The sequence below is a fragment of the Serratia sp. EC4 genome (assembly GCF_059652115.1).
Window position 1 is genome coordinate 24,102 of the sequence record NZ_JBNIDE010000015.1, and the last position, 26,452, is coordinate 50,553.

Consider the following 26,452-nt stretch of genomic DNA (forward strand, 5'->3'; position numbering starts at 1 on the left):
CTTCAGTTCGCGCTGCCGGCGGCAGGAATGGATTCGATACGCAGCCGCAGGCCGCTCGGCGCCGCCGTGATGCGCACCGGCACCGTCGTCAGCCCGAACCGGCGCGACAGCGCCCCGCCCTGATCGAAGTAGATACGGCTGTCGAGCGCGGCAGAGGTCTTGGGAATGTCGCCGTTGACCAGAATGACCTTCACCATCAGGGTCTCCGGCTGCTGCGCCTTCATCCAGGCAACCTGCTGCGGATCGTCGCCGTCGATGAAATACAGCGTCTGGGCGAACGGCACGGTGGCCAGCGGGTTGATAACGTCGCCCTTGCGAGCAAACACGCGCCCCTTGTCGTCTTTCAGGTCAGAAGAGAGCTGTACGCTTGGGTCGAAGAAACGTTCGGCATAGCGCTCGGTCCTGCCGATGCCGGCGACCGGCTCAGGCCGCTGGCTGTGCTTCACGGTACGCGCTTTGAACGCCGTCATCTCCTGCTCCCAACGGCCGCTGCGCTTCAATTCGGTCAGACGTTCGTGAATGGTCTGCAGCATGTCAGGCTCGGCCACCGGGTACAGGTCGCCCCAGGTGCCGAAGTCTTTGGCCACCGCCATGCAAGGCAGCAGTGATAATGAGAACACTAAGCAGACAAGGCGCATCAGTTGCCTCCTGCTTTTGCCTGTGCGACAGCGGCCCGCAGCGCCGTCACATCCACGGCGCCATACAGCGGTGTCACTTGATCCGCCCGCGCATCTCGGGTCGGCATGACGATAAAGGCGGGGGTGCCGCTGATGTTCAGCTGCTGGGCCAGTTCACGCGTGGCCAGCAGCGTTTTCTCCGTCTCGGGCAGCACGGTCATCGGCGCGGCGCCGGCGCTCTGGAGGGCCACATTAAGCGTGGGTTGGGACAAACGCCCTTCGTTCTCACCGGAGGCAAACACCGCATTGTGGTAGGCCAGATAGGCCTCGCCGCCCTTGAGTTGCCACAGCGTCAGGCCGGTACGTGCCGCCTGCACCGACATCGGCCAGCGGCTGCCAAAAATGGGGAACTCCTTGAACACAAAGCGCACATCGGGATTGTCCCGCACAAAGTCGGCCACCACCGGCGCCATACGCGCGCACCAGATGCACTGATAATCGAAGAACTGCACCACAGTCACGCCGCCGTCAGGATGCACAACCGGCGTCGCCGGATCGTGCAATAACGTCGCCTGCAGTTCCGGCTGCGTGGTCAACGCGGTTTGCACCGTGCGATTGGCCGCCCGTTGCTGCTGCGCCTCCAGCTTCTCGCTCATCTGCATCAGGATTTCCGGGTGCGCCAGCAGGTAATCGCGGGCAAGCGGGCCGATGGCCTCCTGCTGCGCCGGAGTAAACACCGGACTCGGCTCGGGCAAGGCGTTAACGGACGGTAACGTCGGCGGATAATCGATGCCACGCAGTCGAGGTGTCTCCCAGTGAACTTGGGGGGGCGTCGACGTCGCGGCCTCTGGCTGCTTGTTCTTCGACGGTAAGAATTGAAGGGCAACAATGGCGGCAGCCACAGGGAATAGAGCAATAACCGCCAGCAAAAACACCCTATCTCGGAGATTTCGATTCATGGTTGAACTCCTTTCACTGCATTAGCGGGGTTATTCATGTTCCCCTGCTGCCGTATTTCTAATGTCTTGCACATCGGCGCCAGTGCCTCCGGGTGTGCCAGGAGGTACTCGCGAGCCACGTCAACAAACGCGTTCTGGCGTGCGTCGTTATCTTTTGGCCAGTACAACGCCGCCCAGCACACCACGACCACGCCAAGAACCAGCAGCCTGGCGCCAACACTCAGGTTCATGGATGGCCTCCTTCCTGACGCACGGCAGCATTCCCCTGCATGCGACGGGCAATATCCCGCTGCAGTTCGCGCGTCACGTCTTTTGCCCCGCCCACCACCGCCGGCGAGACCAGAATGATCACGTTGTTGCGCTGCTGGTAGTGCGTGATACTGGCTTCCAGCGCACCGGCAAAGCGCGTGGCCAGCTGTTTGCTTTGTTCCGGGGGCAGGGCCTTTTTCCCGGCGCTCTCGTAGAACGCTTCCATGGTCTGCTTCATGTTGAAGGTGACAATCACCGGCTGGCGCTGCACCAGCCACAGCGCCATCAGGCTGCTCAGCAGCACGGCCAGTACCACCGCGCCGCAGCCCCACAGCGCCAGCCGGCGGTCTGACCGTTGTCCGCCCGCGTTCCCCCGCTGAATCACCTGCAGTTCAGTGCCTGTCATGCCGCCATCCTCCGGTTAGCCTGCCGCGCGACCCACTGCTCCAGTCGCGCCATCTCGTCACCAAACTCCTGACAGGCCAGCGCGTAAACGGCATCGTGCACCGACATTCCCTGCGCGCGCCGGCTCTGGATAAACTCAAAGTCTTCCCCGCGCGACGAATAGAGTGCGCGGCTGAGTGGGTCGACAAACAGCCGGTGCCAGGAACTGCGCCCATTCACCATCAACAGGAACGAGCTGAAGCCCTGCGCCACCGCATCGTCGAAGCGATTGATAACGTCCTGTTCCAACTGACTGAAATTGTTCGGGTACTCCTGGTTGTAGTTTTTGAACGCCATCGCCTCCTGCATCAGGATGACCTTGTACGCCGAGTTGGCCCAGGCAGCCCGCGCCGCGCTCGATGCCTCTTCGGAGTCAAAGTCTTTGATGTTCTGCGTGATGGTGATGTAGGCACCGCCGTGTTTACGGGCCACGCGGTAGCCTTTCTCGATGAACTTGCCGACCTTCTTGTTCTCAAAGTCCAGCAGGCGCCAGCCCTCGTCGATGACGCAGAGCTTTTTGGTCTTACGCGACGTCTGATACATCCGACCTTCGATAAAGATGATGAGGGAGAACATCACGGCGACCAGCAGATCGGGCCGGTCTTCCAGACTCCCCATCTCCAGCACCACCATGCGGGCGTCATCATGCAGCGTCGGTTCGTCCGAGTTGAAGAACTCGCCATGAATGCCCCCTCGGGTGTACTTGTCGAGCAGGATGGTCATCTCATGAATACGTGTGCGGATCGGCGGTGACTGGCGGTACTCCTCGGCATCCATGGCTTCTTTCAGAAAATCCACCACGTCATCGATGCGCGCCGAACGCCCCTTGGACAGCCAGGCCGCTTTCGCTGCCATCAGCAGCAGGGACTCGGAGACTTCATCCAGGTTGCCGTCCGGGCTGGCCATCACCGACAGCTGATCGCGCAGGCGTTCCGCGCTTTCATTAATGTTGACGATGTTGGCAAAGGGATTGAACTTGAGCGACTCAGCATCGATATAAACGCCGCCCATGTTCTCGCAAAGCGATTTGTAGCCGGCGCCCATATCAAACACCCAGGCCACACCACCGGCGTCGATCACGCTGCGGATCATCGGCTGAATAAGTCCGGTTTTACCGGCGCCGGACGTCCCGCACACCGCCATGTTGTAGTTGGGGTTTTTCATACCTTTGGCGTAGATATCGATAAACGCCAGCTGGTTGCGGTAGGTGGGGGCCAGCAGGCCGGACGGTGCCAGACGGTTGTCGGCTACCACCGGCATCAGATTGACCACGTTCAGCGTCTTGGCCCGGTGCACGGCGCCGTGTTTGCGCAGGTCATCCAGCACACCGTGATGGGCCATGAACGGCAGGCAGGCCAGGAAATTCCAGTGCTGCTTGAACCGTGGGGCGATCAGGTCGATACCGTTTTTGCGGTAGGTGTTAATGACATCCTGCTCACAGCGCAGCGCCACGTTATCGTTGTCTTCGCAAAATACCGTGACGTTGTAGAAGTAAGAGGCCAGCGCCGTCTGATTGGACGACAGCGCCTCGCGCAGCTCCCCCCACTCTTTGGCTTCCGCCACCACGTTCGGGAACACCTTGGCATAGGATGTGCGGGATTTTTTCTCCAGGTCCAGGTATTTGCGGTTGGCCTCGAACTGGTTCTTCTCCTGCTCTTCGACCACCATCGTCAGCGTGATGATGAACGGGCACGCGATCGACAACTCGGGGTTCAGCAGGTTGCCGTAGTTGTCGGCACTGGCCCACAAAAATGCCATGTCTGGGTTCTTTTCCAGCTGGAAATTCATCACCCGTGCCACGCTCTCGTTCTCACGGCCCGCACTGCGCAAGTTTATCTTGAGGCAGTCAGGGTAAACGTTCATACCGAAGCCGTTGTCGATGCACTGAAAGTTCAAATCCTGATAGGGGTCGAGCGTGCGTTTCGTGTCATACAACTGATCGGGGTCGTGGTTGATCATCTCGCCGACCACGTTGATAAAGGCGCCGGCATCAACCGGCCAGGAAGGTATCTTGGCGCCCATCAGTGACGCACGCAGCACCTTCACCAGGTTCTCCATCTGTAAAAAGGCGGCCTTGTTATTGCGCCTGGCCTTGATGCACATCGAGATGAATACCCGGTAATTACGCAGGGTCAACGGAATATCGACACCGAGGGGCAGCGCAAACCGGTCTTCCGCCGCCGTCAGGTAAAAGGCGCGGGTGATGGCATTGAACTTGTCGGCATCCCGTCCCGACCAGGAGAAATCACGCAGGCCGGACTCGATGTGGTCACCCACGCGCTTGCTGGACATCAGATGGATAGACAGCGGTACGCCGCGCGGCAGTTTGGTACGCAGCAGGCTCTCGATGGCCAGCACCTCGGTCGGACTGGCGCCGGTCAGCGGCTGCACTTCCAGCATAAAACCGATAGAGCCGTCATTGATGAACAGCCCCGAGCTTTCGTCATAATCACGATAAGGCAACAGGCTGCTCAGCTGCGGGAAACGCATATCGCCGAGCAGCTGGTTAGCCTGACTGGACGCATCGGGCATTTTTAGCGCCGACAGCAGGCTGTTTGCCGTATGGGTGACCTTGTCGAGCAAATTCATGAAGGGCTCCTGTCAATACACGGACTGGGGCTTGCCCCAGACGGCCGGTTTAACCACGAACAGCACCTTGCCCGGCTGGTGATAGACGTCCTGGCTGTCAATCCAGGGCGCGATCCACAACTGCGCGGTCTGCTCGGCCTGGCGGGCCGGGCGGGTGCTACCGACACCGGCACAGCGCGGCAAGGTGCAGGTGCTGACGGTCGTCACGATGGAGGCCGGCGCAGCGATCGCCGGATACGCAGGCACCGCTGGCGCCGGGGATACAGCTCCCTGACGGGGCAGCAAGCGTGACGAACGGCCGACCGCAACCGGCACCGGGCCGGTATCCCGACCAATCGCCGCAAAGTCGCCGTCAGCCAGGCGAGGCAATGCGGCCGCAGCCGGCTTTGCTCCGCCGCCCTCTTCCAGTGACTTGGCTTTCTCGTTGGCCTGCTCCATCGTCATGCAGCTGTCGGAGGTGGTGGCGTTACAGCCGAACTCGCTGCTGACGCCGGCACAACCGGCCAGCAGCAGCACGCCACCCAAGGCGGGGAGTAAAAGCAGTGATTTCATGATGTGCGTTTTCATTTCGTCTCCTTAAGACATTTCCACGAGAAAAGCTGCCAACGGCAACATCGGCACCATCGCTATCCCAACCACCGAAATCGCATCCGACAACAGCGACATATCAAATCTCCCGTGAATAAAAGCGTCACCGACGACGAACGCGGTCGAGATGCCCACTGCCGCAGCCAGGACACCCAGCAGTACGTAAACGGCGAATTTTTTCTCGGCGGTCATTATGAAAAGAAAAGCGGAGACCACCGCCGACGCCGTACACCAAAGAAGGTCACGATGAAAACCGGCCCACTTGTCGGCATCGGTCAGCAGGTTCTCAATGCGCCACGCATCGAGCGCAAGCCAGCCGCCCCACCAGGCCAGCAATAAAAAGACATATAACCCCGTCATTTTTCGTTCAGTCATGATTTGGCCTCATCCTCTGAAGGTGGTGTCGGCGCAATAGAAATGCCCTGCCGCACGGCATCCGCACTGTATTCACCCACGATGGAGGACTGCAGCAGCCCCGTTTTCCCTGCGCCGGTTCGGCCAAAGACGATCATGTTTCCCGCATAGGCAGAAACGTCGCCCGTAAAGGGAAAGTCATCGAAATGCCGGATAGTGGGTTTGTCGTTGTTATTCATGGTTTCTCCTCACGTTTCTGTTCGCCGGTGTGTTTGCTCCCTTCAGCGAACACAACCTTTGCCTGGGTGTTATCCCGGATCGACTGCGCCAGTGCCTCCCCTTGTTCTCCCGCGTAAAGCGCACGCGATCGGTTGTCAGCCAAGGGAGAAGACGCCATACGCCCCGCAGCAGCACGCAGCGACTGCGCACGGTCGACGTAGCGGTGCCAAACGCTCATCACCATCCACAGCACCCCGAACGCCGGCGCATATTGGTAAGAGAAGTCGACCAGCAGGGTTTTCAGTGCCGCACGCAGTTGCATGAACCCTGCAAGATCCAGAGCAATAAACTCGGCGTAGAACCGTTCGGGCACCAGGAAAAACAAGACAAACAGCCCGCCACCCAATCCCAGGAGCAATGTCGTCATGGCCAACAGCCAACCTTTAACCAAACGGCTGGCCATCACAGCGAATAGGAAAAAACGCGAGTGGTGCCAGTCATCGCGAACCAACGTCCACGCCTCCCTATTCAGCTGCTTTTGCACAGCTTTATGCTTCATTCGCCACATGGCGCGCATCGCCTTGTCCATTACCTTTCTCCTGTCGTTGAGGCGCCGATACCAAACTGGGCCGGATCAACCTTGCCGAGATGGTTCAGCATCTGATCGGTGTTGAAGCCGTTCAGGTTCTGCCCGGACTTGGACTGATTGCCCCCGTCGGTCTGCGCCTGCTGCCGGTTCTCTTTTTCCGCCGCCACTTCCTCGATGGTTTTCATCTGGAAGCCTTCCTGGAACACCACCGTTACTTCATTGCCGGCGCCGATCGGAATAACCGGGTGATACTGTTCAGCGCGCTTGATGTAGTAATCGCTGAGGGTCGACGCCGCCTTGCTGGCCCCCCCGCCCAGGGCCGATTTGGCAATGTCGCCGGCGCCCATGCTGGCCGTTGCGCCCAGACCAACAGTCGGCTGCGCCGCCCGGCCGGCACCTTCGCCCAACCCGTCAAGGAAACCGGCGCCCCAGGCAAAGCCGAGGATTTTGCCGTTACGCATCACCACTTCTCCCTTAACGCCGTTCTTGCCCATAAAGGAAACGTGGCCATCGATGTCCTGATCGATAATGTCGTCCCCCCGAATGCAGCTGATTTTGCGGGTGCGCACGATGGCACGTTCGCTGGAGACGTCACCGTAGGCCTCCATGCTGATAAAGCAGCCGGTCGCGTCGTAGGTCTTGCTGTTCGGCATCTCGATCCGGCCGGTCAACCGCACCTGCATCGGCACCGTGGCCGTGTTCCCGGTTACCGATGCGTTGGCATCCGCCCCCTCAATCAGGATGGATTTGGCGAAGCTGCCGGTCGGGATATAGGGGTACTTTTTCTTTGGCTTCCCGGCGTCTTTCGGGCGCAGCACCTTGCGATACAGCTGGCCCGGCACCGGAACAGGCGTGTAGTCCACCACCGGCGGAGGAACCGCGCCGCGCCCCGGATAGAAGGCGGTTGGCGGCGGCACCGGGCCGCCTGGCGCCGGAGGGAAAGCTGACGGCATCGGCTCACCTTCCGGCGTCACACCGGCAGCAAGAGGGGGAATGGCGGTGGCGCCGGGCGTGGTGCTCCCTGGTGTTGGGCTCCCGTCGCCACCTGTCTGGTTATTAAGCTTGCGGTTTTCGTCTTCCAGCGTGCTGATGCGCTTCTGGTCTTCCTGGTGCGCCTTACTCAGCATGTCGATCTCCTGACGCAGCGAGGAGAACTGCTTGTTGATTTCGGCCTGCGCCACCTGGGTTTGCGTGATGGCGTTCTCGGTCGCCCGCTCGCCGAAGGTGTTGTCAACCACCCCGGTCATGTCAGGGGCCGGTTCGCTGGCCTGCGTCGGTTCACTCTCACTGTCCTGCGAGACGTACCAGCCCACGCCAACGGCCGCTGCAAGCGCCAGCGCAACGCCGCCAGCCCACAGGAACTGTTTGCGTTTGACGATTACATTAATGTTGGCCATCGGCTGCCTCCCCGGAGAAGGTGATCCACACACCTGCACGACCGCCGGCAACAATCTGGCGGGTTGGCGTGTCGAACATCACCGCCCGCACTCCCGCCGTCCAGAAATCGTGCTCGTTCACCCAGCGCGGGGACGTGCCGGGATTACTGACGGTAAAGCGCACCACCTTGAGGTTGTGGCCTTTCCAGACCTGGGCAGCCTCGGCACGCAGGCCGTAAGGCGCTGCCAGCTGCTCGGCGGTCACAGGCACCTGGCCATAACCTACCGGCAACCGCCCTTCCATCAGTGAGCAGTTGAGGTCGACCAGCATCGACTCATACGGCTGTGACTGTTCCCAGATCCGGGCCGGCTCGGACACGCCACGATCACCACTGACCAACTGGAACGTGCGGCCACTGCCGGCGCGTGGGACTGCGCGAATGGAGAAATTCATCCCGCGCTCGGTTTCAATGACGAAGGTGAAGGGCTTTTTGTTGAGCGTACTGAGCACCAGCCCGCCGTTGGCGGTCGGTTCATACCGCACCAGGTTCTCGTCAACGCCGGATACCGCCAGCACGCTGTCGCCGGGGACGTTGAAAAGGTTGGGTTCGCTGTTGCTGAGCGCCACGGCCGCCTGACTGCCGTTCTGCAAAGGAATGGTGACTGGCGCCAGCACCGTGCCGGCATGTGCAGTGCCGACAGCGGTCAGCGCACAGGCAATCAGCCATCCGTGGACGGGGTTATTTGTTTTCATCGGATACCTCGACAAATTTGGCCAGCCAGGTCACGCCGTCAGTTCTGTCGATATAGAGGGCGTAATGCTTGAGCACCGAGTCCGGCTTGCTGTCGCCGAACCAGGTTTTGAGTTCACCGCGGATGTCGACACGTCCTTCGGCGGGATAGACGCGAACACCGGTTTTAAAGAACGCCGCGTTAACGTCATTCTTTTTGATTTGGTTGGCCTCCTTGGCCATCGTCAGCTTGAGTTCCTTCTGTGCGGCGGGTTTGACCATCGTGAGCAGAAATTGATGCGAGGCATCAACCGTCTCAGGGGAGACGTTGAGACGCAGTGAGACAAAGCTCAGCGCCATCTGCTCTAGATAGCCGGCGTCCATACTGTTCTCTGAAATCGCAAACGGTGCCTTGAACAACATGGGTACGGCGACGACCTGACGATCGCCCTGTAGTTTGTAATTGGTCACGGAGAGAATGACGATAGAAACAATGCTCAGGAATAACAGCACACCGAGTAACACGAAACTCAGGGCGATAATCCTGTTGGAATTAAGTCTGGCTGAATGTTTCATTCCCTCACCCTATTTAATCCATTGCCGAAAACACGAAGGCGGCACTTTTTTATAAAGGTCACGCAACATAAAGGTGGGCAGATACCAGTACGCCAAATCGCGCAACCAGACGCTGCCCTTCCCTTTTTTAACTTTGCGTATTGCCAGATAAACCAGTGCCGCCACGATAATCCCCGCAATCTGTTTGCCCTGCCAAAAGAACCAGCAGGCAGAAAGCACAATGGGAATTAATTCGTCAGGGGTTAAACCAAACCAGCGGCCCTGGTTGTTCAGTGTTTTCGGGAAACGGTAAAGATTGATATCGTCTCCCGACATAACGCCTCCTCAGTAACCGGCGACCTTCATGCCGACGTTGCCGATGATGGACAGGATGATGAAGCCGAACAGGAACTTGAAGCTGTGCGTGAAGACATAGAGGCACAGCCCGGTCACGACCTCACCGAGGATGATCCACTTGTACATGGTGGAGCCGCTGCCGGCGGTCTGCTTAACGGTATCGTCACCCGTTTTAAGCAAGTCACCGGAAGCCCCGGCAGCCAACGCCAGCTGCGGGAATAACGCGGTCAGAACGGCAAAAGGCAGAACGAGTTTGAGGAAATTCACGACGCGTTGCCGAGAAAACAGCTTACGAAGTGAAAACCCCTGACGTTGGGCAACAGAAGACCCCTGAGCGCTTAATAAAGCATTCATTTAAATTATCCTTGAATGAAGTAAATCTATGGATGCAATAGAGAAACATCCTTGGCTTAGTATGAAATGAGATTATTTGAACAGTTAGCAGCACCCCCTTACATTATGAAAATTAAAGATACTTTGATAAAAGCCAAGCTGTTTTTGATGTAACCACTTGAAGTCAAATCACAAAAAAACAATAAAAATCATTCAGTTAAAATTTAATCTCGTGGTATGAGTGTGATGAATTTGCTCTACGAGATGACCATCTACAGCTACCAATGGTTTGACTGATTGAACTAAAACAATGAAACTGTAGAATACATTCAACAACAAAGCAACACAAAACGCACCATATGATGCTTTTTGATTTCATCAAATTGAATAATAAGGAGTTTATATGTCAGGAAAAACAGCAGTAGTTGTATTCAGTGGAGGTCAAGATTCAACTACGTGCTTAGTGAAGGCTCTCGCTGAGTATGACTCCGTGCACTGTTTAACCTTCGACTACGGCCAGCGCCACAGTGAAGAAATTAAAATAGCGGAGCAACTTGCAAAGAAGCTAAACGTAAGCTCACATAAAATTTTAGACGTCAATGTAATCAATGAGTTAGCAATAAGGAGTTTGACTAGAAATGAGATTGAAGTGCCCGAACACAAAAATGCTGATTCGGATGGAATACCATCAACGTTTGTTCCTGGCAGAAACATCGTATTCCTTACCCTTGCCGCCATCTATGCATTTCAAGTAAATGCGGAAGATGTAATAACAGGTGTTTGTGAGACTGATTTTTCAGGATACCCGGACTGCCGTGATGTTTTTGTGAAAGCGTTAAACCACGCAGTAAGTTTAGGAATAGGAAGAGATATCAGGTTTGTAACGCCACTAATGTCATTAAACAAAGCTGAAACATGGGCATTAGCAGACAATATGGGATGTTTGGAACTCATCAGAGATGAAACTTTAACTTGTTACAATGGAGTTAAAAGTTTTGGGTGTGGAAAATGTGACGCATGTTTTCTACGATCGAGGGGGTTTAATGAATACGTACAAAATAAAGAAGAAATAAAAAAAAGCCTGCAAAAAAAACAGGCCATATAACTCATTAAATATTATTCTTGAGTGAGGCATTTATTAAATAGATACCTTGCTCCATACGCAGGAAAAACATTAACAATTGCATACGCCAACTTAATTATTACTTGAACGGCAATAATTCCTATTATTTGTTCGTTTGTCATCAAACCACTGAAAGCGATGAAACAAAAGACAACACTATCTATAACAGAGGCCACAAATATACTGGACAGAATCCTTATATATAAGTAGCGAGAATTCGTCAGCTCTTTGATTTTACAAAGTACATATGAATTAGCCAGCTCGGAGGTAAGAAAAGCTATAGTTGATGCAAGAAATGTTGATTGTATTTGATTAATAAGGCTATTATATGGGCCATTGAATATCCATTCAGGTATAACAGGTAACTTCAGAGAAACATAAAGCAACCCTAATATTGCCGCATTAGCAACAACACACATATAAATGGCTTTTCTTGCCAACCTAAATCCATAAAATTCATTCAGTAGATCTACTACTAAGAATGTAAACGGGTAAACAAAAGTACCAGGCGTAATGATAAGATCAAAGTATTGTATATGAACTGGTTTGACTGCAGCTATATTACTAAATATATAACAAACACTAATAACCAAACAAAAAGCGACATAAGTTAACCACTGCTTTTCATTTCTATCTTTAAACTCATATTCAGTTTTAACACTTTCACCAGAGCTATATATTTTTCGACAAACCGCCGACACTTCTCTAGCGTTGAAATCATCAATCACCTCTGAAGATAGTAGTCTTTCGTATGGCATTGACATAACCCGCCCAGTATTCAACACCATAACGTTAGCTTTTCCATTGAGGATATCAAATCCAATTAGCTTATATTTTATATTCGCTTCCATACCTTTCCTCGATTATTGTACCAACAACATCCTCAGCAACTAAATGAGCCGAACTACCATCAATCACCTTCAAACTTTTGCTTGAAGTAACCACAAGAACATTTGCCTCATGAATGATAGCCTCACGACGAACGATGATCACATCACCTTTATTATAGTATCCTTTTATCTCTTTTGTTAGAAGTATTCCAACTACATTAGGACCTTCACCGAAGAAATAAGTTATAGGTGACGACATAACTAATCGTCCAATTTTTGCATTTACTGCTGAGAGTATAGTTGTATCTTTAATAATCGGAACCGCCAACGGGTTCATGTTACCATCGATGGTTACTAACTTATTAGATAACTCCTTTTCTTGTAAATCAACAGATTGAATTTCTTTAAATGAAACACCAAAGAATCCGGCTACTTTTCGAAGAGTGTTTTCCTGAACGCGCTCTACCCTACCTTCAAGGATCTTATATATAGTAGTTCGATTAACACCGGCACCATCACTCAAAGAAACTTGTGTCTCCTTTCTCGAAGAAAGAAGGTAATTTATATTCTTTTTTATTATCTCGGTATTATTCATGGCATACTCATGATCAAATAATAGTGATGGTTAGTCAAAAGATGATACATGAAAGGCATCAGATGATGAAATAAACATAGCACAGCATGAACTACACATTATCAACAGTTCTTGATTATGTGGATTTCTCACCTCCTAACACTATGTAAAATCATAATAAAGGAGGGGGCCATGATACCAAAAAGACTAAAAGACGCCAGAATATCAAATGGTTATACACAGGAGCAGTTGGCTGAACTTGTAGGTATACAAGGGGCCAATTCAAGCTCAAGACTGTCAAGTTACGAAGTCGGCAGAACAGAACCACCTTTCAGCTTAGTAGTAAAAATAGCCAACTTATTGGATTACCCAGAGTATTACTTCTATACGATAGATGATGATTTGGCGTCAGATCTTCTTGAAATGCATAGAAACAGAACAAATCCCTCCAAAAATAAATTCTACAGTTCAGTAATAGAAGAGAAGAAATTAGCTAAAAAAGTTGAAGATGCTAAAAGATTAGCAATTGAAATAATTGACTGCCTAAACAAATAGAAATCAGCAATCATAATTACCTCACTCCCAAAAGCGGCATGAGGTAATTAAGTTATTGATGATAGCTCATTCGTTAGCACTATCTGAATCAACACCAATAAAAAAACGATCTAACTTGTCATTAACAGATTCATTTATTTCTGAAATGATTTGCTGATAGTTATTAAGTTTTGGTTTATCTGCAACGTGTGGAGCTAGAGTACTTGCACCAAGAACCTTTGCCATTGCAAGTTGAGTTTTCAATACGTTTTCCAAAAGAGTTTTGTTAAACTCCGTCTGATTAAAAGGGTCATCTTTTCTTTCCATCTGTGCCTCATAGACTCTGAGACCGAGTTCAAGAAGCATGGAAATAACACTAGATTTACTTACTTCAGTTTCAGCAGCCCCTTCTTGACGGCGCTGTTCAACAATTGCGTGAATCTTTTCAACCGCCTCCTTGCTGACATATGCTTGAATTCTTGCCATATAATTTTTACTCCATGACATTATTAGCTGACAGATAATCTGTATGTATTTTGAGTTGGCATGCACGAATCAAATTAGACTCTAATTGCGAGTCTAATGATAGCTGTAAAAGCCAAAACAAACAACTCGCCTCTAGGGTCGAGTCTATTTATCTATATGAAATTTATTGATAACTCTATATAGAGTTGTGTATAAACTCTAATAACGACTCTAGTTAGAGTCCTATACGACTCTAGTTTGTCACTAAGTAAAATTAAAAAAATGATATATAGACTATAACTAACTGTTTTAAATAGATAATTCTGCAAAATACAATTTTGCGTGGGGTGTGATGCTGTTCCCCCCAAAGAGCGCGAATTTGTTGACTCGAGATCCCGAAAAGGCTAGATTTTCACCAGGGCTAGGGATTTTAAGGATACCATGAAGAACCTCATCGCAGCGTTAATGTTATTCAGTTCAACGGCCGCTATGGCTGATTGTTTTGACATGGCGGGTCGTGATTATCACATCGACCCGGATCTGCTGCGTGCTATTTCATGGAACGAGTCACGGTTTAATCCCGTGGCTATCGGCCCAAATCCTACAACAGGGTACGGCGTCGGGTTAATGCAAATTGACTCCCAGCACTTTAACTCGCTCTCATCGATAGGGGTTTCAGAACGTCACCTGAAGCAAGATCCGTGCATGAACATCTACACCGGTGCTTATTATCTCGCGATTGCCTTTAAGAAGTGGGGAGCGACCTGGCAGGCAGTGGGGGCTTATAATGCAGGATTTAAAGATTCGCCTAAGCAGGCGCAACGACGTTATAAGTATGCACGCAAAATCGAAAAGACCTACCTGGCGATAAAAGCCAGCAAGCAGCAACCCCTCCTCGTCCAGAACCCGTAGTTTATCCACATATGCACATAAGACAAAGCCAGTGAGGTTTCCCATTCCCCTTAATGGGAAACGAACGGGAGCGGTTATTTCACCGGGGCAAGGTGAAATAACGTCGATTGTGTAGATGTGGGTAAGCGGATCGCAAAGTTAACGAACACCACCAAAAAACGTTACCGTTTTTTGGGTGCTAACCAGGGCGCCCCTTTGGGGCAGCGGGAGCGGGAAATTTATTTCCCGCTGGGCGGGCGGGGAGAATAAGAGACGCCCCCTCGATGGGGACGACTCTTATCAGCGCGCTACCACTCAAAAACCTCGTGGCCGGGAAGAATGGATGCATCACAATCAAAATGGATGTAGCCTGTACGGTGATATTTTATCTGGTGAATTAGAAACCGCCTCAGCGCCTTTGACGCTCCTTGTGACTTTAATACCCGCAGCCTCCAGCGATAATCCGTCAGCACCAGAATATAACCGTACTGGATGTTCACCACCCAGGAACGAAAAGCCGCCTGCCCTGCCATTGTTGCTAACAGTTCGTTATCTTCCGATGTAAAATGTGCCGTACTGCATACCCGTAAATTTTCCGTTTGCATCTTTCACCCCGTTATTTCATACTGTCCGCGTAGTATTAACTGTTCGTTCTGTAGCAGTGTTCGGCCCCGGTATTGATGGGCGTCATTACCGGGGCACCCTGTTACTTCATTCGGTTTTTGAATTCATCCGCAATCAGCCATAACGCACGGTTCAGTTTTATATCGCCATCGATACCGTTGACCGCCCGAGTACGGGTATTTTTCCCGGTCGCGCTTTTACCGGGTAATCCGCCTTTAATCATGTTTTCCTGAACGCGCTGGAATGTCGTCCATAAATCATTGCCGTAATCCTCACGCCGACGCGGACGCAAAACTTGCGACGGCGTGATCGGGGATTTATCTTCGTACTCGTAGCGATAACTTAACGCCGCCCGTGCAAATAATTCCTGATCGCGCTCGGTCAGTGAAATGCATTTCATGGTATCAAGGTCATTATCGACGCGGTCAAATATGCCGAGCACTTCATAGGCGCCCTCAATCACCTGCCCGACTACGTCGCCTTTATGCGGGACACGAACATCACCGAACGATTGACCAAATACCATGCCGTTGGCACAAACATAACGGAACATACCGGGGATCATTTGGTAGCTGCTGCTCCCGTCGTGGCTGTTCAATAATACGATTTCGGGGACTTCCTTATTGCCGGAGACAATCATATTTTCCCGGCGCAGCCTCAGCATGTGTTTGGTATGGCCGCGTTTGCTTTCATCCCGAACGCGGGTCTGACAGGCATAAAACGGCTAACCTTCCTCCCGTAATTTATCCAGCAGCGTAATGGTGGGAATATACGTATAACGGTCACTGCGCGAATCGTGTTTATCTTCAGAAAACACGCTCGGCACCACGTTCATTAATTCGTCGTTGGTTAACGGACGGTCTTTACGGATGGCGTTATAACGGCCAAAACGGGAAGTCAGACGCATGATATTCTCCTTTCTCTTTGAGTAATGCCGGACACTTTTTTTAGACCGGCGATGAATTAACGGTATGAGTGATTGATAGCCAGCTGAAGGTGCAGCCGATAACGCGCATGTTCCCAGGCAACGATGCCGGTCTCGCCAAAATACGTACCGGCCAGACGCTGCGCCTTAATCCAATGTTGAGCGACGGCATACGCAATTTTCGGTTTATCGGACGGCGAGTTATCGACGCCGTTAAACACCACCCGATCCGTCATCGTGTTAAAAATTTCATACAGCGATTGCGCCAGTTCGTCAGGGGACAAATACACGCCGTGCAATTCCTCCATCAATGCCAGTTGACGGATCATGATGTTTTCCGCGTCGGGGTATTTTCCTGCCCATCGTTTGGAAGATTCTTTGGTGGCGGTGTTGACGTTTTGCGTGTTCATCCTGCTCTTGCTCCTCTCTGGTGGTTATTCCATCGTTCGGTGAGTTCCCTGGCGGCAAAGGGCGACGGAGCAACGGCGTAAGGAGACACGCAAGGGGCGAGACGAAAAGTTTTTACCTGGAAAAAGTTTTCGGTGAAGTGCATTTCACCCCTTGCGGGGCGACGCGACGGTGCTACGAACAGCCCTCCGCCGGGGAACGGCCGACCGATGACTCACCGGAAACGCAGCGAGGAGGAACACGGCCGACACGGCGACAAGCCGGGGCGACCTTAGCGTTCCTCGCCTGGGCGAGAAACAGTGAAAAGCGGCGCCGGCACCGCCGGCTGCAAGCGTGCCCATCGCGTGAAGGATGGAAGCCCGCCAGGGGGGAGACGGCGTGCCGGCTCCCTGCGCAGCACGACAGCCGGGCCCGAAGGGCACGCCCAGGCATCCTGCGGAAACCCGATTCACCGAAGAAATACCGGCAGCCAACAAGGGAGAAGTAGGGAAATCGCCACCAGGTCTTTTTGACAGTGTGCGAGAAGGGAAAGAATGGCCGGTGCCGCAGGCTCCGGCCTTTCGTTCTGTTCGTCTTTTACCGCGCGGTGCTGACCGAAGCCACCGTTACCAGGTAGCACACGGCGTCGGCAAAAAATGCCCAGAGGTTCACACCCCGATCGGTAAATTCGCCCGGTAGCGGCAGCGTGTCGTTTTCTGTCATGCGTTATCGGGCAGGATCGCCCTGCCCGCCTCGGGTGTTAGCGATACATCGGCCAGCGCGTGGACGTCACGCGATACCAAAACGGCGTATACATCTCGCGCTGATAGGTCAGTGTCAGGCTGTTACCGATCACCACGCGCGCCGGGATACCCAGCAGCGACAGCTGGATGTAACACATCCGCGCCGCCACCGGATCGATGTCCACGCAGTCGGCACGCAGCTGCGTTTGCGGGTTATACCCGCGCGCCAGCATCACTTTGGCAAACGCGATCACCATCCCACCCGCGCCGCAGGTCGGTTCGGACAGCGTGATATACGGCTCATTGTCCAACGCCGCCAGCCGATCACCGGCTACCAGTCCCGCCATCAGTTCGGAGAGATGGAACGGCGTGAAAAACTGGCCGATGTTGCCGCTGCCCAGCTCCAGCTCCATAAACAGCGAGCCGAGAAAGTCCCCCATGCCCTGATCCAGCCCGATGATCAGCCATGAATACAGCTGCGCCATGCGCTGCTGGTCGGCTTTTTCATAGCGCTGGATGGTGGCCAGATACTCCGCCTCGATGTCCGGCGACTTTAACAGCAAATTTTCCAGCGCACAGGCCGTCAGTTTCACGAAATCGCTGAACACTTCGTAGCGATGGTGATAACGCGCCGTTTCGCGAAACGTACTCAAAAACGCCTTGCGCGGATCATCGCCGGTGATTGGCCGTTTCCGTCCCGGTACAGGGGCGGCGGTTTTTGGCTGTTCTAACGCATCAGCCCTGACGTTCTTTTCCGCCGGGCGTACCGCATCAACAGGCACCGAAAACAGGGCATCAAAAGAGAGTTGTGACATCAATAACCTCCGGGTCAGTGAATAGCCGCCCCGGTACGGGGCGGCTCGCGTTATCAGGCCATCGCCCGCGTTAACTCCAGCGCACGCAGAACGTGCCCCCACTCACTGCCCCGCATCGACGGCACCCGCACCGATTTGCCCTTGCGAACACATCCGGCTATATGACGCCCGAACGACCGCAGATCCGGATCGACGTCGGCGGCGGCTATATCGCCGCGCGCGATCCGCCGCTGGCGCTTTACGTGCTTGCCCTCTGCCTGCAGGCGCTTTACATACTCGTCGGTTACTGTCATGATGCTTGGGTCTGTTGATTTCATGGTTGAGACTCCATGTAGTTTGATAGATACGCCGGTCTAACTTTCCTAGGGGTAAACCGGCATGAGGAAGCAGCGGAAACGCTGCTTTTTTCATTTACGGGCTTGCGTCTCCCGGCTTAACACCTCCTTATTGATCCGCGCCAGAATGGCGCTGTGCGATAACGTCACCACATCGCGGAACTTAAAATAGCGATCGCCGACTTTTGCAAAAATGTAGGCAACGTCCCCGCAGTACATTTCGGCCAGCTTGAAAGTTTCGCTATGTGCGTCGCCCTCCCAGTCTTTCGGGTACATCACCGCGATGGCATCCATAAACGCCGCCAGCGTGATTTCTTCCACGTCGCTGCATGCCTGCTGTTCGCGCCGTTGCCAGTACGCGGCCTCGGTGCTGGCATCCCACGCCATGCGGTTTTCAGTGCTGATTTCGGTCTGATACATCGTTTTTTCTCCTCGGTTAAGGGTGGCTTGCCACCGGTTAAATGCGGGTCAACGTGCCGTAGCAAGGCAACGTGCGGCCATCATCCCCGCGCCGCATCCGGCCATCGTCTGACACATCGACGAAAACGCCGGTATCGAGACACAGCCAGATGAAGCCTTTTTGCATAAAGCGATACCCGGTTGTGCTCAGGCAAACGGGGCGCACAGGCTCGAGCTGTTCCACGGCGTACACCGTGCAGCCCTGCGCGCGGGTTTCGCGCACGAATCGCACCACGGCATCAAACGGATTGCAGGCGTTGGTGATGTGGCTGCAATTGAGGTTCACCGTGCCCCCGATGCAGGGCGCCGAGAATTTGACGGAAAAGCGGCCGATCTCCTGCGTAACGAACAGGCAGGCTTTTACATCCCAATCATCAGACGATCCGGTGGCAGTGGATTTTTTCCCATATCTTTCAGAGCGTTCCTTCGTGGCGGTTTTGACGTTGACGTTTTGTGTGTTCATGCTGCTTTCCTTCCTGGGTGGTTGATTTATCTCTCGTCGGAACCTTGCGCGGCGAAAAGCTGACGTAGCGACGGCGAACGGGGGAACGCAAGGGCGCCGCTTGCGGCGTGCATTTCACCCTTGCGGGCACGCGGGCGACGGTGCGACAAAAGCGGCCGCGTAAGGGCTGATGAGAGATAACCACCGGTGAGATGAGCAGGAACACACCCGACACGGCGATAAGCCGGGGCGTCTTTAGCGTTCCTCGCCAGGGCGAGGAACCGTGAGAAGCGGCGCCGGCCCCGCCGGCTGCAAGCGTGCCTTTCGCGTCAGCGATGGACGCCCGCAGGGGGGCGACGGCTTGCCGGCGCCATGCGCAGCACGACAGCGCGCCCGGACGCCCAGCGCCGCATCGTTTCGCCAGACCAGTCGTTCAGAAGCAGCACATCCATGCCCGACCGTCACCACGGCTCTATCAACAGAAACTGTCTCCCCTGCTGAATGAAGAGACAGGCCTGGCACAGGAATCAGAGAGCAACAAGCCGCAGTTGCAAAGCCACTGCAGCCTGTTGTCCGGGGTTAGCGGCCTACCAGGCGATTCGGTAGTCGCGCCGCGTTATCGATATGCGCTTCAGCGGATAATTCAGCACTGATCAGACTGACCTGAAGACGCGCCTCCCAAAATGGCATGGCCGACCAGAGGTAACTATCCAGTTCGGCCAGACAGGGAAACCGCGCCGTCCACGCCATCACCAGCCCGCTCAGGTCAACCTCGGCCAGTCCCTGCTGCTGCGCACGCCGTACCCAGCGGTCAAGCTCGCCCGGCGTGATGAACGCCAGCTCGATTTCCGCCTGCGCCAGCCGCACCTGGTAACGCCGCCGCTTGTGCCGCCGGAGTGTGGCATCGATGCGCGCCTGACGGGTGTGTTTCATCGTCAGCCGGTGTTCGAAGCGCTGTCGGCGGCGGCGGTTCACTTCCGGGAACAGCGTGTCACGGGTGTCGCCCGGCAACGGGGAATAACAGTGCTCCCCCGGCTGGAAATCAGGATGTCGAGCGCGTCGATACAGTCTTCCTTGCGCGTGGCGCGGCGGCGATCGCCGGGCCGGTAGGTCACGTCTATCATGCGGATGTCCCTGGCTGAAATTGTGAGCCGCCCGGTTAACTGGCGGAAAAACACCGTGGCATACGGGTAGGCGGATAACCGCCTGCCAGCTTCAAGGCGGGCTTCAACCTGTGCGATGGCTTGCCAGACGGCCTGCCGGTACGGGTGCCACGGCACCAGAGCGAGATGGTTCGGGATCACAGGCAATGCCCTCCCATCCGCAGCGCGACCGCCAGCTTTTCCGGCCGCCAGAACCCCAGCCGGTAATAGCCCGCCACGGTTTGCAGCACCCGGTTGACCGTGGCCGGGGTGTAATGCTCATCCAGGTACAACCACGCCAGCGACTGACCGCCGTCAAACGGCAGCGTCATTGACCAGTTCGGCACCTCCGCCCCCGCGCTGCACAAATAGAGCGCCGTCGCCTCATCCCCTGCCGGGCTTATCCGGCACACCACCGGCACGCGCCCGCAGAACTCGCAGCCCTCTTCTGCCACCACATGCCAGCCTTCCGGCAGCGCCAGCTGACCCAGCACCGCGCAGTTGAGCATCACCCGGTACTCCCTGCCCCGCTCGCGGTACTGCTCCAGTTCGTCGGCGCTCATCGCCGTCAGTGTTTCCAGATTGAATGCATTTTTCATCGCTGTTTTCTGCCGCCCGATGGGCGGCAGCTCCCTGTCGGTTAGGCGGCGGCGCTGTTGTCAGCGTCCTGTAAAGTGGTGGTGCCCTCGGCCACCGGCAGCAGGCACTCCGGCACCCAGCCGCTGGCGGTCAGTTCATCCTCGGCCAGCTGCGCGGCGATGCCCTTCTTCATCTTGAGCACCGAGGCCGACTGCGCCACCTTCCCGCCGTCAAGTAGCGCATCGCTCATTAGCTCCTTGCTGATCCGCCCGAAGTAATTGGCCTTGGTCGGTTGCCACCAGTCTCGCAGCGTGAAATCCAGCGCGTGCTCGAGCGGCGTCAGGGCATCGCCGACTTTGCCATCCTTCGCAGGCCATAGTTGCACGGCATCGAGTGACAGGCCGACGCAGTACGTCAGCAGCGCCACGACCTCGGCCTGTTCCCACGTCAGCAACCATGTGAAATCGGTATTCCACTCCGGCGGCAATTTCGCCTCCCACTGCGCGTGCAGCTCGCCCAGCTGGCGATCGGCGCGGCTCCCTTCCGCCGTCGGGGCTTTGCTCAGCAGCTCCCCACGTTTTGGGGTAAGGCTGGTTTGGAGCAGCGATCCGGCGTAACGCGAACCGAACACCTTCACGGCCAGCGTGTGGGTGTGCAGCGTCAGCGCCACGGTCGGGTTCTCGACCAGCGCGCCCATCACCGCCAGCGTGCGCTCCGCCGACAGGCTGGTGATCAGCGCCGACGACAGCCCTTTCTCCTTGGTTTTCGGTGCCGCCGTTTCAGTGGTCGCTGCGCCCTCGCCGTTGTCATCAGCGCCATTCCCGGTCGTTGCTTCGCTCGCCCGCAGCACGATCCCACGCTGGTAAACCACCTCCCCGCCACGCAGGGACGCCACTACCCCGCCGCTGCTGCGCATCCCCTGCGGCCATGCACGGACGATCGCTTGTGCGGTTAACCGCGCAATATCGGCCTGTACCGCATCGCTCTCGACGTTCAGTGCGTGGGTATCGGTATCGGCATCCGCCACCTCAAATGCCGCTTCCAGCTCACTGAACCGCGCTTTCAGGCAGGTGATCTCGGCCTGTTCGTCAGCGGTAAATTCCGGCTGCGGTTCGGCCAGCTCGCGGTACAGCTCCGCATCCTCCCCCCACGTTTTAATGGCCGAAATGCGCCCTTCCGCCCAACTCCAGCCCTCGTCCTCGGCCACCTGCTGCGCCAGCGCGTGCAGTTTTTCACGGGCAAGACGCTCCAGCATCGCCGGTTCGGTCAAAAAGCCCTCGTCGGTAAACAGGTCAAATTTGAAGGTGCCGCCCGCCGCTTCGTAGACCTCGCGCCCGACGAACGCCAGCTGGCTGTTGTCTCTGGCCGAGACTTCACCTTTCAGCACCGCCTCGCGCAGGTGCTGCGGCGCAGCCGCCCAGCCGTGCGCGTTGTCCCACACGTCACACTGACGTTGATGATCTTCGGTGGCCGACAGCGCCTGCAGCTGGTCGAGGGTGATCTGGTCTTCGGCCAGCGCATTGAGCAGCACCGGCGCCATCGTTGCCAGACGCAGACAGCGCTGAACGTGGCGCGTGCTGAACCCCAGCAGATCGCCGATCTGTGCCGGAGTTTGCCCGTCTGCCGACAGGTCGCGGAATGCCGTGACTTGATCGGCCGGGTGCATCTGCTCGCGCTGGCTGTTCTCCATCATCGACACCACGCGCGCCATCGCCCGGCTGACAACCAGCACCTCGACCGGGTAATCGTCGGTCACGATGCCGTCCGGGGTGGTCTTGTCGGCGTCTTTCTCCTGTTCCATCAACCAGCGCAGCGCCAGCGTGCGGCGCTCACCGGCGGCGACGCCGTAGCGGCCATCCTCCATCTCGAACACGACCAGATTCATCAGCAGACCGGCAGAACGGATGGAAGCGGCCAGCCCCTCGATCGACGCCTGCGAGGATTTTTTCTTGCGCACGTTCAGGTCGGTCAGTACCAGCTGGCCGAGCGTGGCGGTTTTGCGCACGGCCTTGGCCAGCGCCGCCTCGATTTTTTCCGTAAGCGCGTTTTTCTTGGTGGTTTTGGCCGGACGGGTTGTCTTGCCCTTGGTTGGTGCTTTAGACTCAGTCATAGACATGGTGTAGCTCCTCATAGTTATTGCCTGTTGAGCCAGCGTCAGAAATGGGGTTTCCGCGCTGGCGGTGAGAAAGCGGCAGCGATGCCGCTTTTTTATTGCCCTGAATTCACGCGCCAGTGGGTCATCGTCATCTGATCGCTGACAGCCACCGGCCAGCCGCCGACGATCCACACCGAAATCGTGTCGAAATCCCCAAAGTCCGCGAACACCTCTTCCGCCCCTGCCGGTACGACCGGCGGTTCAATGGTGCCGGTCGAGTGACCGCACACCGCCTTCACATAACAAAACAGGTCATACACCTGCGGGATGGTCAGAGCACTGTTGGTTTGTGCGGATGCTGCTGTAGGCTTCGTTGTCGCGCCTTTGACGTTTTGTTGAGCCATATTGAAATCCTCCGTGGGGTGATAACTGATGCCGCTGTGAGTATTCGCCGTCGCAATAAACTGATTCAGCACGGCGAAGAGCGGCACCAAGGGGCGGAGACAAAAAGTTTTTTTGAACGAAGGGAGGAAAAAAGTTTTTGGCGGAGTGCATTTCACCCCTTGGTGTTTAAGCGAGGCGTTGTGCTGTTATCAGTTGCGGCGGGAAGACTGACTGCGGCTAAAGCACCCTGGAAGGTTGAATATGGATCAACCCGACACGACGGCGCGACAGCGGCCGGCGGGGCGTCAACAGAGTCCTGCAGCCTGGCTGCAGGACAGTGAGTGCGGCGCCGGCATCGCCGGCTGCAAGCGGGGTTGCGTCAGCGATGGACGCCCGAAGGGTGGCGACGGCTCGACGGCGCCATGCGCAGCACGACAGCGCGCCCGTACGCCCAAATTACGGCATATATGCAAAGTACAAGTAGAATTGAGCGTTATCACCGACGACGCAGTTCTGCACAACGCCTCACCTGCAGAAGGCACGCCAAAAACTCGAATTATCCAACCTGGTTGCCGTCACCAGCGCCGTCCAGGTGAGGCTCACCATGGCCATGATGGGCCTGCACATTGATTTGCGCGAGGGGCGTCCACGAGGGCATAACTGTTACTTATTTCTGTATTTAATGAAATGTGATTTTCATTAAATACAGATAATCGTAACGATAGCGTTTCAAACGGTACGCAGGGAGTTACGGCTCGACAGCAATGATGAGTCGTAACCTGCCTGCCCTACCGTCTCATCCTAAACGCAAAAGCGTTTAATCTTAAAATCGCATAATCGTAAAACATTAAATACAGAATTACTCTTTTCCGTATTTACCATATAACAGTTCGCGCACCTCATCGGCGATCTTGGTGCCCCTCAGGGCACAGGCAGACTTGATGGCCTTATGCAGGCTCTCCGGGATATCAATCGTGAGTCGCTTCATTTTCTCGACCGGCGGCGGTGGCGCTTCTTCGACAGCGCGACTTTCCACCCAGGCATCCGCACTGGGTGCAGGTTTGGTTGGCTTCGCACCGAAAGTCACTTTTTTCCCACTCATACTTATTGCTCCAAAATCTCGTTAACCAGGGCGCCGATCTCTTTTGACGCCGCCGAATCCGGTTCCAGCTCGAACACGGCTTTACCGACAGCCGCCGCTTCAGCGAAGATTACCCGCTGCGACACCGTGGCTTGCAACACCGGTGTTTCATACGTCGACAGCGCCTCGCCGACATCACGTCCAATCGCAGTATTTACGATTTTACGATTAACTGCAAATACAGATTTAAGGTTTTCTTTATAAATCTTGGCTTCCTGGATCAGCGTGACCACTTCCTGTGCCGCCCACACGTCATACGGACTGGGTTGAACAGGGATCACCACCAGGTCGGCCGCCATAATGGCGGAACGGGCCAGATCCGTGACACGGGGCGGGCCATCAATGATGATGTGGTCATAATCCTGGGTGAACTTGCCGATATCCTTGTGCAGCGTGGCGCGCGGCAACCCCAGCACCGGAAAAGCGGACTCATCTTCCCGTGCTGCCGCCCAATCCAGGGCGCTACCCTGAGGATCGGCATCAAGCAGCAATACGCGGGCGCCATCCGCCGCCAAACGGGCAGCAATATTGACGCTGAGAGTGGTTTTGCCAACTCCCCCTTTCTGGTTCAGTACAGAGATAATCATCAGGCACTCCTGGTATGGGTTGTTACGATTTTCAGTAAATCCGTATTTCTTCAAACTAACAATTACGATTCAATTGCAGTGTATGCATAAGCACGGGCAAGGTCAATACTGAAATCATCAAATGCGCTTTTCCGTAAAATCGTATTTGAGATTTATTGTAAAACCAGATGGTTATCTTAGAGAAGGGAGCGCCAGCAGCCCCCACGCCTCGTCAACAGGTAGGGAGAAGGCCAGATCCGGCGTGACATCCAGGGCGAAGATCCGGGTATAGATTTCGGTATTTTCCAGGCGCTTGTGGCCCATCAGCGCCTGGACCTGTTTGACGAGCACATCGTTCATCAGCAGATGCATCGCATAGCTGTGGCGGAACGTGTGCGGGGTGATGGGGCGCACCGAAAAAGTCACGCCATCCTGGGCGGCACGGCGAACCGCCGCCCGGAACGGATCCTCCCGCCGCTGCTGCTCTTCCTTGGTCGGCCAGCGCCGCGGCCGGCTGCGCGTTGCTTCAGCGTGCGCAGCCGGACAAACGGCAGGTCGCCGTTGAAGAACACATCCCCCGGCGTCAGCGCCAGGGCTTCATTGATGCGGGCGCCGGTGTTCCACAGGGTTTCGATCAGCATGCGCTGGCGCAGATCGGGCAGGTAGTCGAGCAAGACCGCAATTTCCGGCGCCAGCAGGTAGCGGGGCTCATCCAGTGAGGCGGCCAGAGCCATTTCGCGCAGCCGCACGGCGCGCGCAAAGCCGCCAGGCAGACTGATCGCGCTACGTGAAATCTGTCCCATCTCGAGGGGGGATTATACTCAATTTTTCATTCTCCGCACTCTGTGCACTTTTCGGCCTTCAAAGGCCGCGATCGCGCTTTGACACCCTCGGCGATCGCCGGGTTGGCGCTCAATGCGCTATTGTGCCGGGTCAGCCGTGGCGCCGTGAAGCCGAATAAATCGGTGATCGGTCAGGACAGCATCGCATAAAAATTTGGGAAAAAACGCAATGCGCGTAAAAAACATAATCATCCTTGATGCCGGTTGGCGCCGACGTGACAGGAGCCACGCGAACACCGTCCCTAATCCGCTGTGATACAAGGGGAAATCAGCCAGAGGTCGGTCGGGCAGGGCGGTTGGGGAGTCTAAGGAAGAAAACCCACCGCTCAGGCGAAAGCGCAGCAGGTGATTGAATTGACGCTGGCCGGACTCACCCGCGAAGCGGTTGCCGACCAATTGGGCATTGGCAGAGCCAGCGTCTACTGAATATTAAAAACCTGGCGGTAGCAACATCCCGACGCTATTCTGCCCGGAGAACGGGTGAAGCCTTCGCTCAGCGATAGTGAGCCGTCGACCGAACATGTTACGATAGCGCCATGAAAAAAAATCCAACGCCCCATGATGCCACTTTCCGGCAATTTCTGACGCAACCCGAG

Annotated in this window: 32 protein-coding genes and 4 pseudogenes; 4 read left to right on the plus strand and 32 right to left on the minus strand. The window is 55.2% G+C overall.

Annotation, left to right across the window (positions count from 1 at the left end; all coding sequences use genetic code 11):
• Positions 1 to 2: 2 nt before the first annotated feature.
• From traW to traA, 14 genes are all read right to left on the minus strand, one after another.
• A complete protein-coding gene (traW, locus tag ACP39K_RS23590) occupies positions 3 to 638 on the minus strand; it encodes a type-F conjugative transfer system protein TraW (RefSeq protein WP_094141464.1) in 636 nt (211 codons plus the stop codon).
• Positions 638 to 1,354 carry a DsbA family protein gene (locus ACP39K_RS23595; RefSeq protein ID WP_497008934.1) on the minus strand — a complete coding sequence of 239 codons (717 nt, stop codon included), beginning with the start codon at positions 1,352 to 1,354 and terminating at the stop codon, positions 638 to 640. The genes traW and ACP39K_RS23595 overlap by 1 nt, the downstream gene beginning before the upstream one ends.
• A 218-nt stretch (positions 1,355 to 1,572) precedes the next feature.
• Positions 1,573 to 1,806 carry a hypothetical protein gene (locus ACP39K_RS23600; RefSeq protein ID WP_172906402.1) on the minus strand — a complete coding sequence of 78 codons (234 nt, stop codon included), beginning with the start codon at positions 1,804 to 1,806 and terminating at the stop codon, positions 1,573 to 1,575.
• Positions 1,803 to 2,231, minus strand: coding sequence for a type-F conjugative transfer system protein TrbI (trbI, locus tag ACP39K_RS23605; RefSeq protein WP_142106065.1), 429 nt, complete (start codon positions 2,229 to 2,231; stop codon positions 1,803 to 1,805). Before trbI ends, ACP39K_RS23600 begins: the two co-directional genes overlap by 4 nt.
• Positions 2,228 to 4,858 (minus strand): type IV secretion system protein TraC, encoded by a 2,631-nt coding sequence (gene traC, locus ACP39K_RS23610; protein ID WP_172906404.1) that lies wholly within the window; start codon positions 4,856 to 4,858, stop codon positions 2,228 to 2,230. Before traC ends, trbI begins: the two co-directional genes overlap by 4 nt.
• A gap of 12 nt (positions 4,859 to 4,870) precedes the next feature.
• The gene (gene traV / locus ACP39K_RS23615; RefSeq protein ID WP_126502376.1) at positions 4,871 to 5,410 is read right to left on the minus strand and encodes a type IV conjugative transfer system lipoprotein TraV; all 540 of its coding nucleotides are present in this window, start codon (positions 5,408 to 5,410) and stop codon (positions 4,871 to 4,873) included.
• 24 nt (positions 5,411 to 5,434) lie between these two features.
• Positions 5,435 to 5,821 carry a hypothetical protein gene (locus tag ACP39K_RS23620; protein WP_497008935.1) on the minus strand — a complete coding sequence of 129 codons (387 nt, stop codon included), beginning with the start codon at positions 5,819 to 5,821 and terminating at the stop codon, positions 5,435 to 5,437.
• Positions 5,818 to 6,039: a hypothetical protein gene (locus ACP39K_RS23625; protein ID WP_197790225.1), complete on the minus strand. Its 222-nt coding sequence runs from the start codon at positions 6,037 to 6,039 to the stop codon at positions 5,818 to 5,820. The genes ACP39K_RS23620 and ACP39K_RS23625 overlap by 4 nt, the downstream gene beginning before the upstream one ends.
• On the minus strand, positions 6,036 to 6,608 hold the full coding sequence (locus ACP39K_RS23630) for a hypothetical protein (protein ID WP_342135275.1): 573 nt from the start codon (positions 6,606 to 6,608) through the stop codon (positions 6,036 to 6,038). The genes ACP39K_RS23625 and ACP39K_RS23630 overlap by 4 nt, the downstream gene beginning before the upstream one ends.
• Positions 6,608 to 8,005, minus strand: coding sequence for an F-type conjugal transfer pilus assembly protein TraB (gene traB, locus ACP39K_RS23635; RefSeq protein ID WP_497008936.1), 1,398 nt, complete (start codon positions 8,003 to 8,005; stop codon positions 6,608 to 6,610). Before traB ends, ACP39K_RS23630 begins: the two co-directional genes overlap by 1 nt.
• Entirely contained in the window at positions 7,992 to 8,738 is a 747-nt protein-coding gene (traK, locus tag ACP39K_RS23640; RefSeq protein WP_497008937.1) for a type-F conjugative transfer system secretin TraK, read from the minus strand. Before traK ends, traB begins: the two co-directional genes overlap by 14 nt.
• Positions 8,725 to 9,291, minus strand: coding sequence for a type IV conjugative transfer system protein TraE (gene traE / locus ACP39K_RS23645; RefSeq protein WP_342135272.1), 567 nt, complete (start codon positions 9,289 to 9,291; stop codon positions 8,725 to 8,727). The genes traK and traE overlap by 14 nt, the downstream gene beginning before the upstream one ends.
• A gap of 9 nt (positions 9,292 to 9,300) precedes the next feature.
• On the minus strand, positions 9,301 to 9,606 hold the full coding sequence (gene traL / locus ACP39K_RS23650) for a type IV conjugative transfer system protein TraL (protein WP_038883523.1): 306 nt from the start codon (positions 9,604 to 9,606) through the stop codon (positions 9,301 to 9,303).
• Positions 9,607 to 9,615: 9 nt separating this feature from the next.
• Positions 9,616 to 9,981: a type IV conjugative transfer system pilin TraA gene (gene traA, locus ACP39K_RS23655; protein WP_142106047.1), complete on the minus strand. Its 366-nt coding sequence runs from the start codon at positions 9,979 to 9,981 to the stop codon at positions 9,616 to 9,618.
• Positions 9,982 to 10,363: 382 nt separating this feature from the next.
• Between traA and queC the strand changes: the two genes are divergently transcribed.
• Entirely contained in the window at positions 10,364 to 11,065 is a 702-nt protein-coding gene (gene queC / locus ACP39K_RS23660) for a 7-cyano-7-deazaguanine synthase QueC (protein ID WP_497008938.1), read from the plus strand.
• Between the two features lie 11 nt (positions 11,066 to 11,076).
• Here queC and ACP39K_RS23665 read toward each other — a convergent pair whose 3' ends face one another.
• Together ACP39K_RS23665 and ACP39K_RS23670 are read right to left on the minus strand one after the other, a co-directional pair.
• Complete coding sequence (locus ACP39K_RS23665; protein ID WP_387445623.1) at positions 11,077 to 11,934, minus strand: queuosine precursor transporter; 858 nt, start codon at positions 11,932 to 11,934, stop codon at positions 11,077 to 11,079.
• The gene (locus ACP39K_RS23670; protein ID WP_042785942.1) at positions 11,912 to 12,508 is read right to left on the minus strand and encodes a helix-turn-helix domain-containing protein; all 597 of its coding nucleotides are present in this window, start codon (positions 12,506 to 12,508) and stop codon (positions 11,912 to 11,914) included. Before ACP39K_RS23670 ends, ACP39K_RS23665 begins: the two co-directional genes overlap by 23 nt.
• A gap of 171 nt (positions 12,509 to 12,679) precedes the next feature.
• Here ACP39K_RS23670 and ACP39K_RS23675 point away from each other — a divergent pair, with 171 nt between their 5' ends.
• Positions 12,680 to 13,042, plus strand: coding sequence for a helix-turn-helix domain-containing protein (locus tag ACP39K_RS23675; RefSeq protein ID WP_142106045.1), 363 nt, complete (start codon positions 12,680 to 12,682; stop codon positions 13,040 to 13,042).
• A 66-nt stretch (positions 13,043 to 13,108) separates the two neighbouring features.
• Here ACP39K_RS23675 and traM read toward each other — a convergent pair whose 3' ends face one another.
• Positions 13,109 to 13,507 carry a conjugal transfer relaxosome DNA-binding protein TraM gene (gene traM / locus ACP39K_RS23680; protein ID WP_497008939.1) on the minus strand — a complete coding sequence of 133 codons (399 nt, stop codon included), beginning with the start codon at positions 13,505 to 13,507 and terminating at the stop codon, positions 13,109 to 13,111.
• A gap of 420 nt (positions 13,508 to 13,927) precedes the next feature.
• Between traM and ACP39K_RS23685 the strand changes: the two genes are divergently transcribed.
• Positions 13,928 to 14,398 (plus strand): transglycosylase SLT domain-containing protein, encoded by a 471-nt coding sequence (locus ACP39K_RS23685; RefSeq protein ID WP_497008940.1) that lies wholly within the window; start codon positions 13,928 to 13,930, stop codon positions 14,396 to 14,398.
• 287 nt (positions 14,399 to 14,685) lie between these two features.
• Here the strand turns inward: ACP39K_RS23685 and ACP39K_RS23690 are convergent, their stop codons facing one another.
• The 15 genes and pseudogenes from ACP39K_RS23690 to ACP39K_RS23760 all read right to left on the minus strand — a co-directional run bounded on the left by ACP39K_RS23690 (position 14,686) and on the right by ACP39K_RS23760 (position 25,817).
• Positions 14,686 to 14,982, minus strand: coding sequence for a DUF5983 family protein (locus ACP39K_RS23690; RefSeq protein ID WP_308326197.1), 297 nt, complete (start codon positions 14,980 to 14,982; stop codon positions 14,686 to 14,688).
• A 101-nt stretch (positions 14,983 to 15,083) separates the two neighbouring features.
• Positions 15,084 to 15,908: pseudogene (locus ACP39K_RS23695) on the minus strand (DUF932 domain-containing protein).
• A 56-nt stretch (positions 15,909 to 15,964) separates the two neighbouring features.
• A complete protein-coding gene (locus ACP39K_RS23700; RefSeq protein WP_126502351.1) occupies positions 15,965 to 16,336 on the minus strand; it encodes a dehydrogenase in 372 nt (123 codons plus the stop codon).
• A 574-nt stretch (positions 16,337 to 16,910) separates the two neighbouring features.
• The gene (locus tag ACP39K_RS23705; protein WP_342135268.1) at positions 16,911 to 17,036 is read right to left on the minus strand and encodes a hypothetical protein; all 126 of its coding nucleotides are present in this window, start codon (positions 17,034 to 17,036) and stop codon (positions 16,911 to 16,913) included.
• A 37-nt stretch (positions 17,037 to 17,073) separates the two neighbouring features.
• Positions 17,074 to 17,709 (minus strand): N-6 DNA methylase, encoded by a 636-nt coding sequence (locus ACP39K_RS23710; protein WP_342135267.1) that lies wholly within the window; start codon positions 17,707 to 17,709, stop codon positions 17,074 to 17,076.
• Positions 17,710 to 17,924: 215 nt separating this feature from the next.
• A complete protein-coding gene (locus ACP39K_RS23715; protein ID WP_497008941.1) occupies positions 17,925 to 18,188 on the minus strand; it encodes a hypothetical protein in 264 nt (87 codons plus the stop codon).
• Positions 18,189 to 18,278: 90 nt separating this feature from the next.
• The gene (locus ACP39K_RS23720; RefSeq protein ID WP_497008942.1) at positions 18,279 to 18,626 is read right to left on the minus strand and encodes a hypothetical protein; all 348 of its coding nucleotides are present in this window, start codon (positions 18,624 to 18,626) and stop codon (positions 18,279 to 18,281) included.
• Positions 18,627 to 18,663: 37 nt separating this feature from the next.
• Entirely contained in the window at positions 18,664 to 19,128 is a 465-nt protein-coding gene (locus tag ACP39K_RS23725) for a protein TraE (protein WP_497008943.1), read from the minus strand.
• 558 nt (positions 19,129 to 19,686) lie between these two features.
• A pseudogene (locus ACP39K_RS23730) lies at positions 19,687 to 20,411 on the minus strand (plasmid SOS inhibition protein A).
• Positions 20,408 to 20,848, minus strand: coding sequence for a conjugation system SOS inhibitor PsiB (gene psiB, locus ACP39K_RS23735; RefSeq protein WP_497008944.1), 441 nt, complete (start codon positions 20,846 to 20,848; stop codon positions 20,408 to 20,410). The pseudogene ACP39K_RS23730 and the gene psiB overlap by 4 nt, the downstream one beginning before the upstream one ends.
• A gap of 41 nt (positions 20,849 to 20,889) precedes the next feature.
• Positions 20,890 to 22,944, minus strand: a complete 2,055-nt coding sequence (locus ACP39K_RS23740; protein ID WP_497008945.1) for a ParB/RepB/Spo0J family partition protein — start codon at positions 22,942 to 22,944, stop codon at positions 20,890 to 20,892.
• Between the two features lie 92 nt (positions 22,945 to 23,036).
• Positions 23,037 to 23,327: a ribulokinase gene (locus ACP39K_RS23745; protein ID WP_497008946.1), complete on the minus strand. Its 291-nt coding sequence runs from the start codon at positions 23,325 to 23,327 to the stop codon at positions 23,037 to 23,039.
• 839 nt (positions 23,328 to 24,166) lie between these two features.
• Entirely contained in the window at positions 24,167 to 24,409 is a 243-nt protein-coding gene (locus tag ACP39K_RS23750) for a plasmid partition protein ParG (protein ID WP_261169203.1), read from the minus strand.
• Between the two features lie 2 nt (positions 24,410 to 24,411).
• The gene (gene parA, locus ACP39K_RS23755; protein ID WP_060441996.1) at positions 24,412 to 25,035 is read right to left on the minus strand and encodes a ParA family partition ATPase; all 624 of its coding nucleotides are present in this window, start codon (positions 25,033 to 25,035) and stop codon (positions 24,412 to 24,414) included.
• 171 nt (positions 25,036 to 25,206) lie between these two features.
• Positions 25,207 to 25,817 (minus strand): annotated as a pseudogene (locus ACP39K_RS23760) (tyrosine-type recombinase/integrase).
• Positions 25,818 to 26,177: 360 nt separating this feature from the next.
• On the opposite strand from ACP39K_RS23760, the pseudogene ACP39K_RS23765 reads away from it, so the two are divergent.
• A pseudogene (locus ACP39K_RS23765) lies at positions 26,178 to 26,282 on the plus strand (helix-turn-helix domain-containing protein); the annotation flags it as partial.
• Positions 26,283 to 26,452: the final 170 nt, after the last annotated feature.

What these genes read in the sequence shown, in the direction of transcription:
- ACP39K_RS23670 (WP_042785942.1), bottom strand. Translation starts at nt 12,508, where the DNA reads ATGAATAATACCGAGATAATAAAAAAGAATATAAATTACCTTCTTTCT.
- traW (WP_094141464.1), bottom strand. Translation starts at nt 638, where the DNA reads ATGCGCCTTGTCTGCTTAGTGTTCTCATTATCACTGCTGCCTTGCATG.
- ACP39K_RS23620 (WP_497008935.1), bottom strand. Translation starts at nt 5,821, where the DNA reads ATGACTGAACGAAAAATGACGGGGTTATATGTCTTTTTATTGCTGGCC.
- ACP39K_RS23600 (WP_172906402.1), bottom strand. Translation starts at nt 1,806, where the DNA reads ATGAACCTGAGTGTTGGCGCCAGGCTGCTGGTTCTTGGCGTGGTCGTG.
- traC (WP_172906404.1), bottom strand. Translation starts at nt 4,858, where the DNA reads ATGAATTTGCTCGACAAGGTCACCCATACGGCAAACAGCCTGCTGTCG.
- traA (WP_142106047.1), bottom strand. Translation starts at nt 9,981, where the DNA reads ATGAATGCTTTATTAAGCGCTCAGGGGTCTTCTGTTGCCCAACGTCAG.
- ACP39K_RS23715 (WP_497008941.1), bottom strand. Translation starts at nt 18,188, where the DNA reads ATGAAATCAACAGACCCAAGCATCATGACAGTAACCGACGAGTATGTA.
- ACP39K_RS23750 (WP_261169203.1), bottom strand. Translation starts at nt 24,409, where the DNA reads ATGAGTGGGAAAAAAGTGACTTTCGGTGCGAAGCCAACCAAACCTGCA.
- ACP39K_RS23700 (WP_126502351.1), bottom strand. Translation starts at nt 16,336, where the DNA reads ATGAACACGCAAAACGTCAACACCGCCACCAAAGAATCTTCCAAACGA.
- traM (WP_497008939.1), bottom strand. Translation starts at nt 13,507, where the DNA reads ATGGCAAGAATTCAAGCATATGTCAGCAAGGAGGCGGTTGAAAAGATT.
- ACP39K_RS23625 (WP_197790225.1), bottom strand. Translation starts at nt 6,039, where the DNA reads ATGAATAACAACGACAAACCCACTATCCGGCATTTCGATGACTTTCCC.
- ACP39K_RS23745 (WP_497008946.1), bottom strand. Translation starts at nt 23,327, where the DNA reads ATGGCTCAACAAAACGTCAAAGGCGCGACAACGAAGCCTACAGCAGCA.
- traE (WP_342135272.1), bottom strand. Translation starts at nt 9,291, where the DNA reads ATGAAACATTCAGCCAGACTTAATTCCAACAGGATTATCGCCCTGAGT.
- ACP39K_RS23665 (WP_387445623.1), bottom strand. Translation starts at nt 11,934, where the DNA reads ATGGAAGCGAATATAAAATATAAGCTAATTGGATTTGATATCCTCAAT.
- ACP39K_RS23740 (WP_497008945.1), bottom strand. Translation starts at nt 22,944, where the DNA reads ATGTCTATGACTGAGTCTAAAGCACCAACCAAGGGCAAGACAACCCGT.
- ACP39K_RS23725 (WP_497008943.1), bottom strand. Translation starts at nt 19,128, where the DNA reads ATGAACACACAAAACGTCAACGTCAAAACCGCCACGAAGGAACGCTCT.
- ACP39K_RS23630 (WP_342135275.1), bottom strand. Translation starts at nt 6,608, where the DNA reads ATGGACAAGGCGATGCGCGCCATGTGGCGAATGAAGCATAAAGCTGTG.
- ACP39K_RS23720 (WP_497008942.1), bottom strand. Translation starts at nt 18,626, where the DNA reads ATGTATCAGACCGAAATCAGCACTGAAAACCGCATGGCGTGGGATGCC.
- ACP39K_RS23705 (WP_342135268.1), bottom strand. Translation starts at nt 17,036, where the DNA reads ATGACAGAAAACGACACGCTGCCGCTACCGGGCGAATTTACCGATCGG.
- ACP39K_RS23675 (WP_142106045.1), top strand. Translation starts at nt 12,680, where the DNA reads ATGATACCAAAAAGACTAAAAGACGCCAGAATATCAAATGGTTATACA.
- queC (WP_497008938.1), top strand. Translation starts at nt 10,364, where the DNA reads ATGTCAGGAAAAACAGCAGTAGTTGTATTCAGTGGAGGTCAAGATTCA.
- traL (WP_038883523.1), bottom strand. Translation starts at nt 9,606, where the DNA reads ATGTCGGGAGACGATATCAATCTTTACCGTTTCCCGAAAACACTGAAC.
- parA (WP_060441996.1), bottom strand. Translation starts at nt 25,035, where the DNA reads ATGATTATCTCTGTACTGAACCAGAAAGGGGGAGTTGGCAAAACCACT.
- trbI (WP_142106065.1), bottom strand. Translation starts at nt 2,231, where the DNA reads ATGACAGGCACTGAACTGCAGGTGATTCAGCGGGGGAACGCGGGCGGA.
- ACP39K_RS23690 (WP_308326197.1), bottom strand. Translation starts at nt 14,982, where the DNA reads ATGCAAACGGAAAATTTACGGGTATGCAGTACGGCACATTTTACATCG.
- psiB (WP_497008944.1), bottom strand. Translation starts at nt 20,848, where the DNA reads ATGAAAAATGCATTCAATCTGGAAACACTGACGGCGATGAGCGCCGAC.
- traV (WP_126502376.1), bottom strand. Translation starts at nt 5,410, where the DNA reads ATGAAATCACTGCTTTTACTCCCCGCCTTGGGTGGCGTGCTGCTGCTG.
- traB (WP_497008936.1), bottom strand. Translation starts at nt 8,005, where the DNA reads ATGGCCAACATTAATGTAATCGTCAAACGCAAACAGTTCCTGTGGGCT.
- traK (WP_497008937.1), bottom strand. Translation starts at nt 8,738, where the DNA reads ATGAAAACAAATAACCCCGTCCACGGATGGCTGATTGCCTGTGCGCTG.
- ACP39K_RS23685 (WP_497008940.1), top strand. Translation starts at nt 13,928, where the DNA reads ATGAAGAACCTCATCGCAGCGTTAATGTTATTCAGTTCAACGGCCGCT.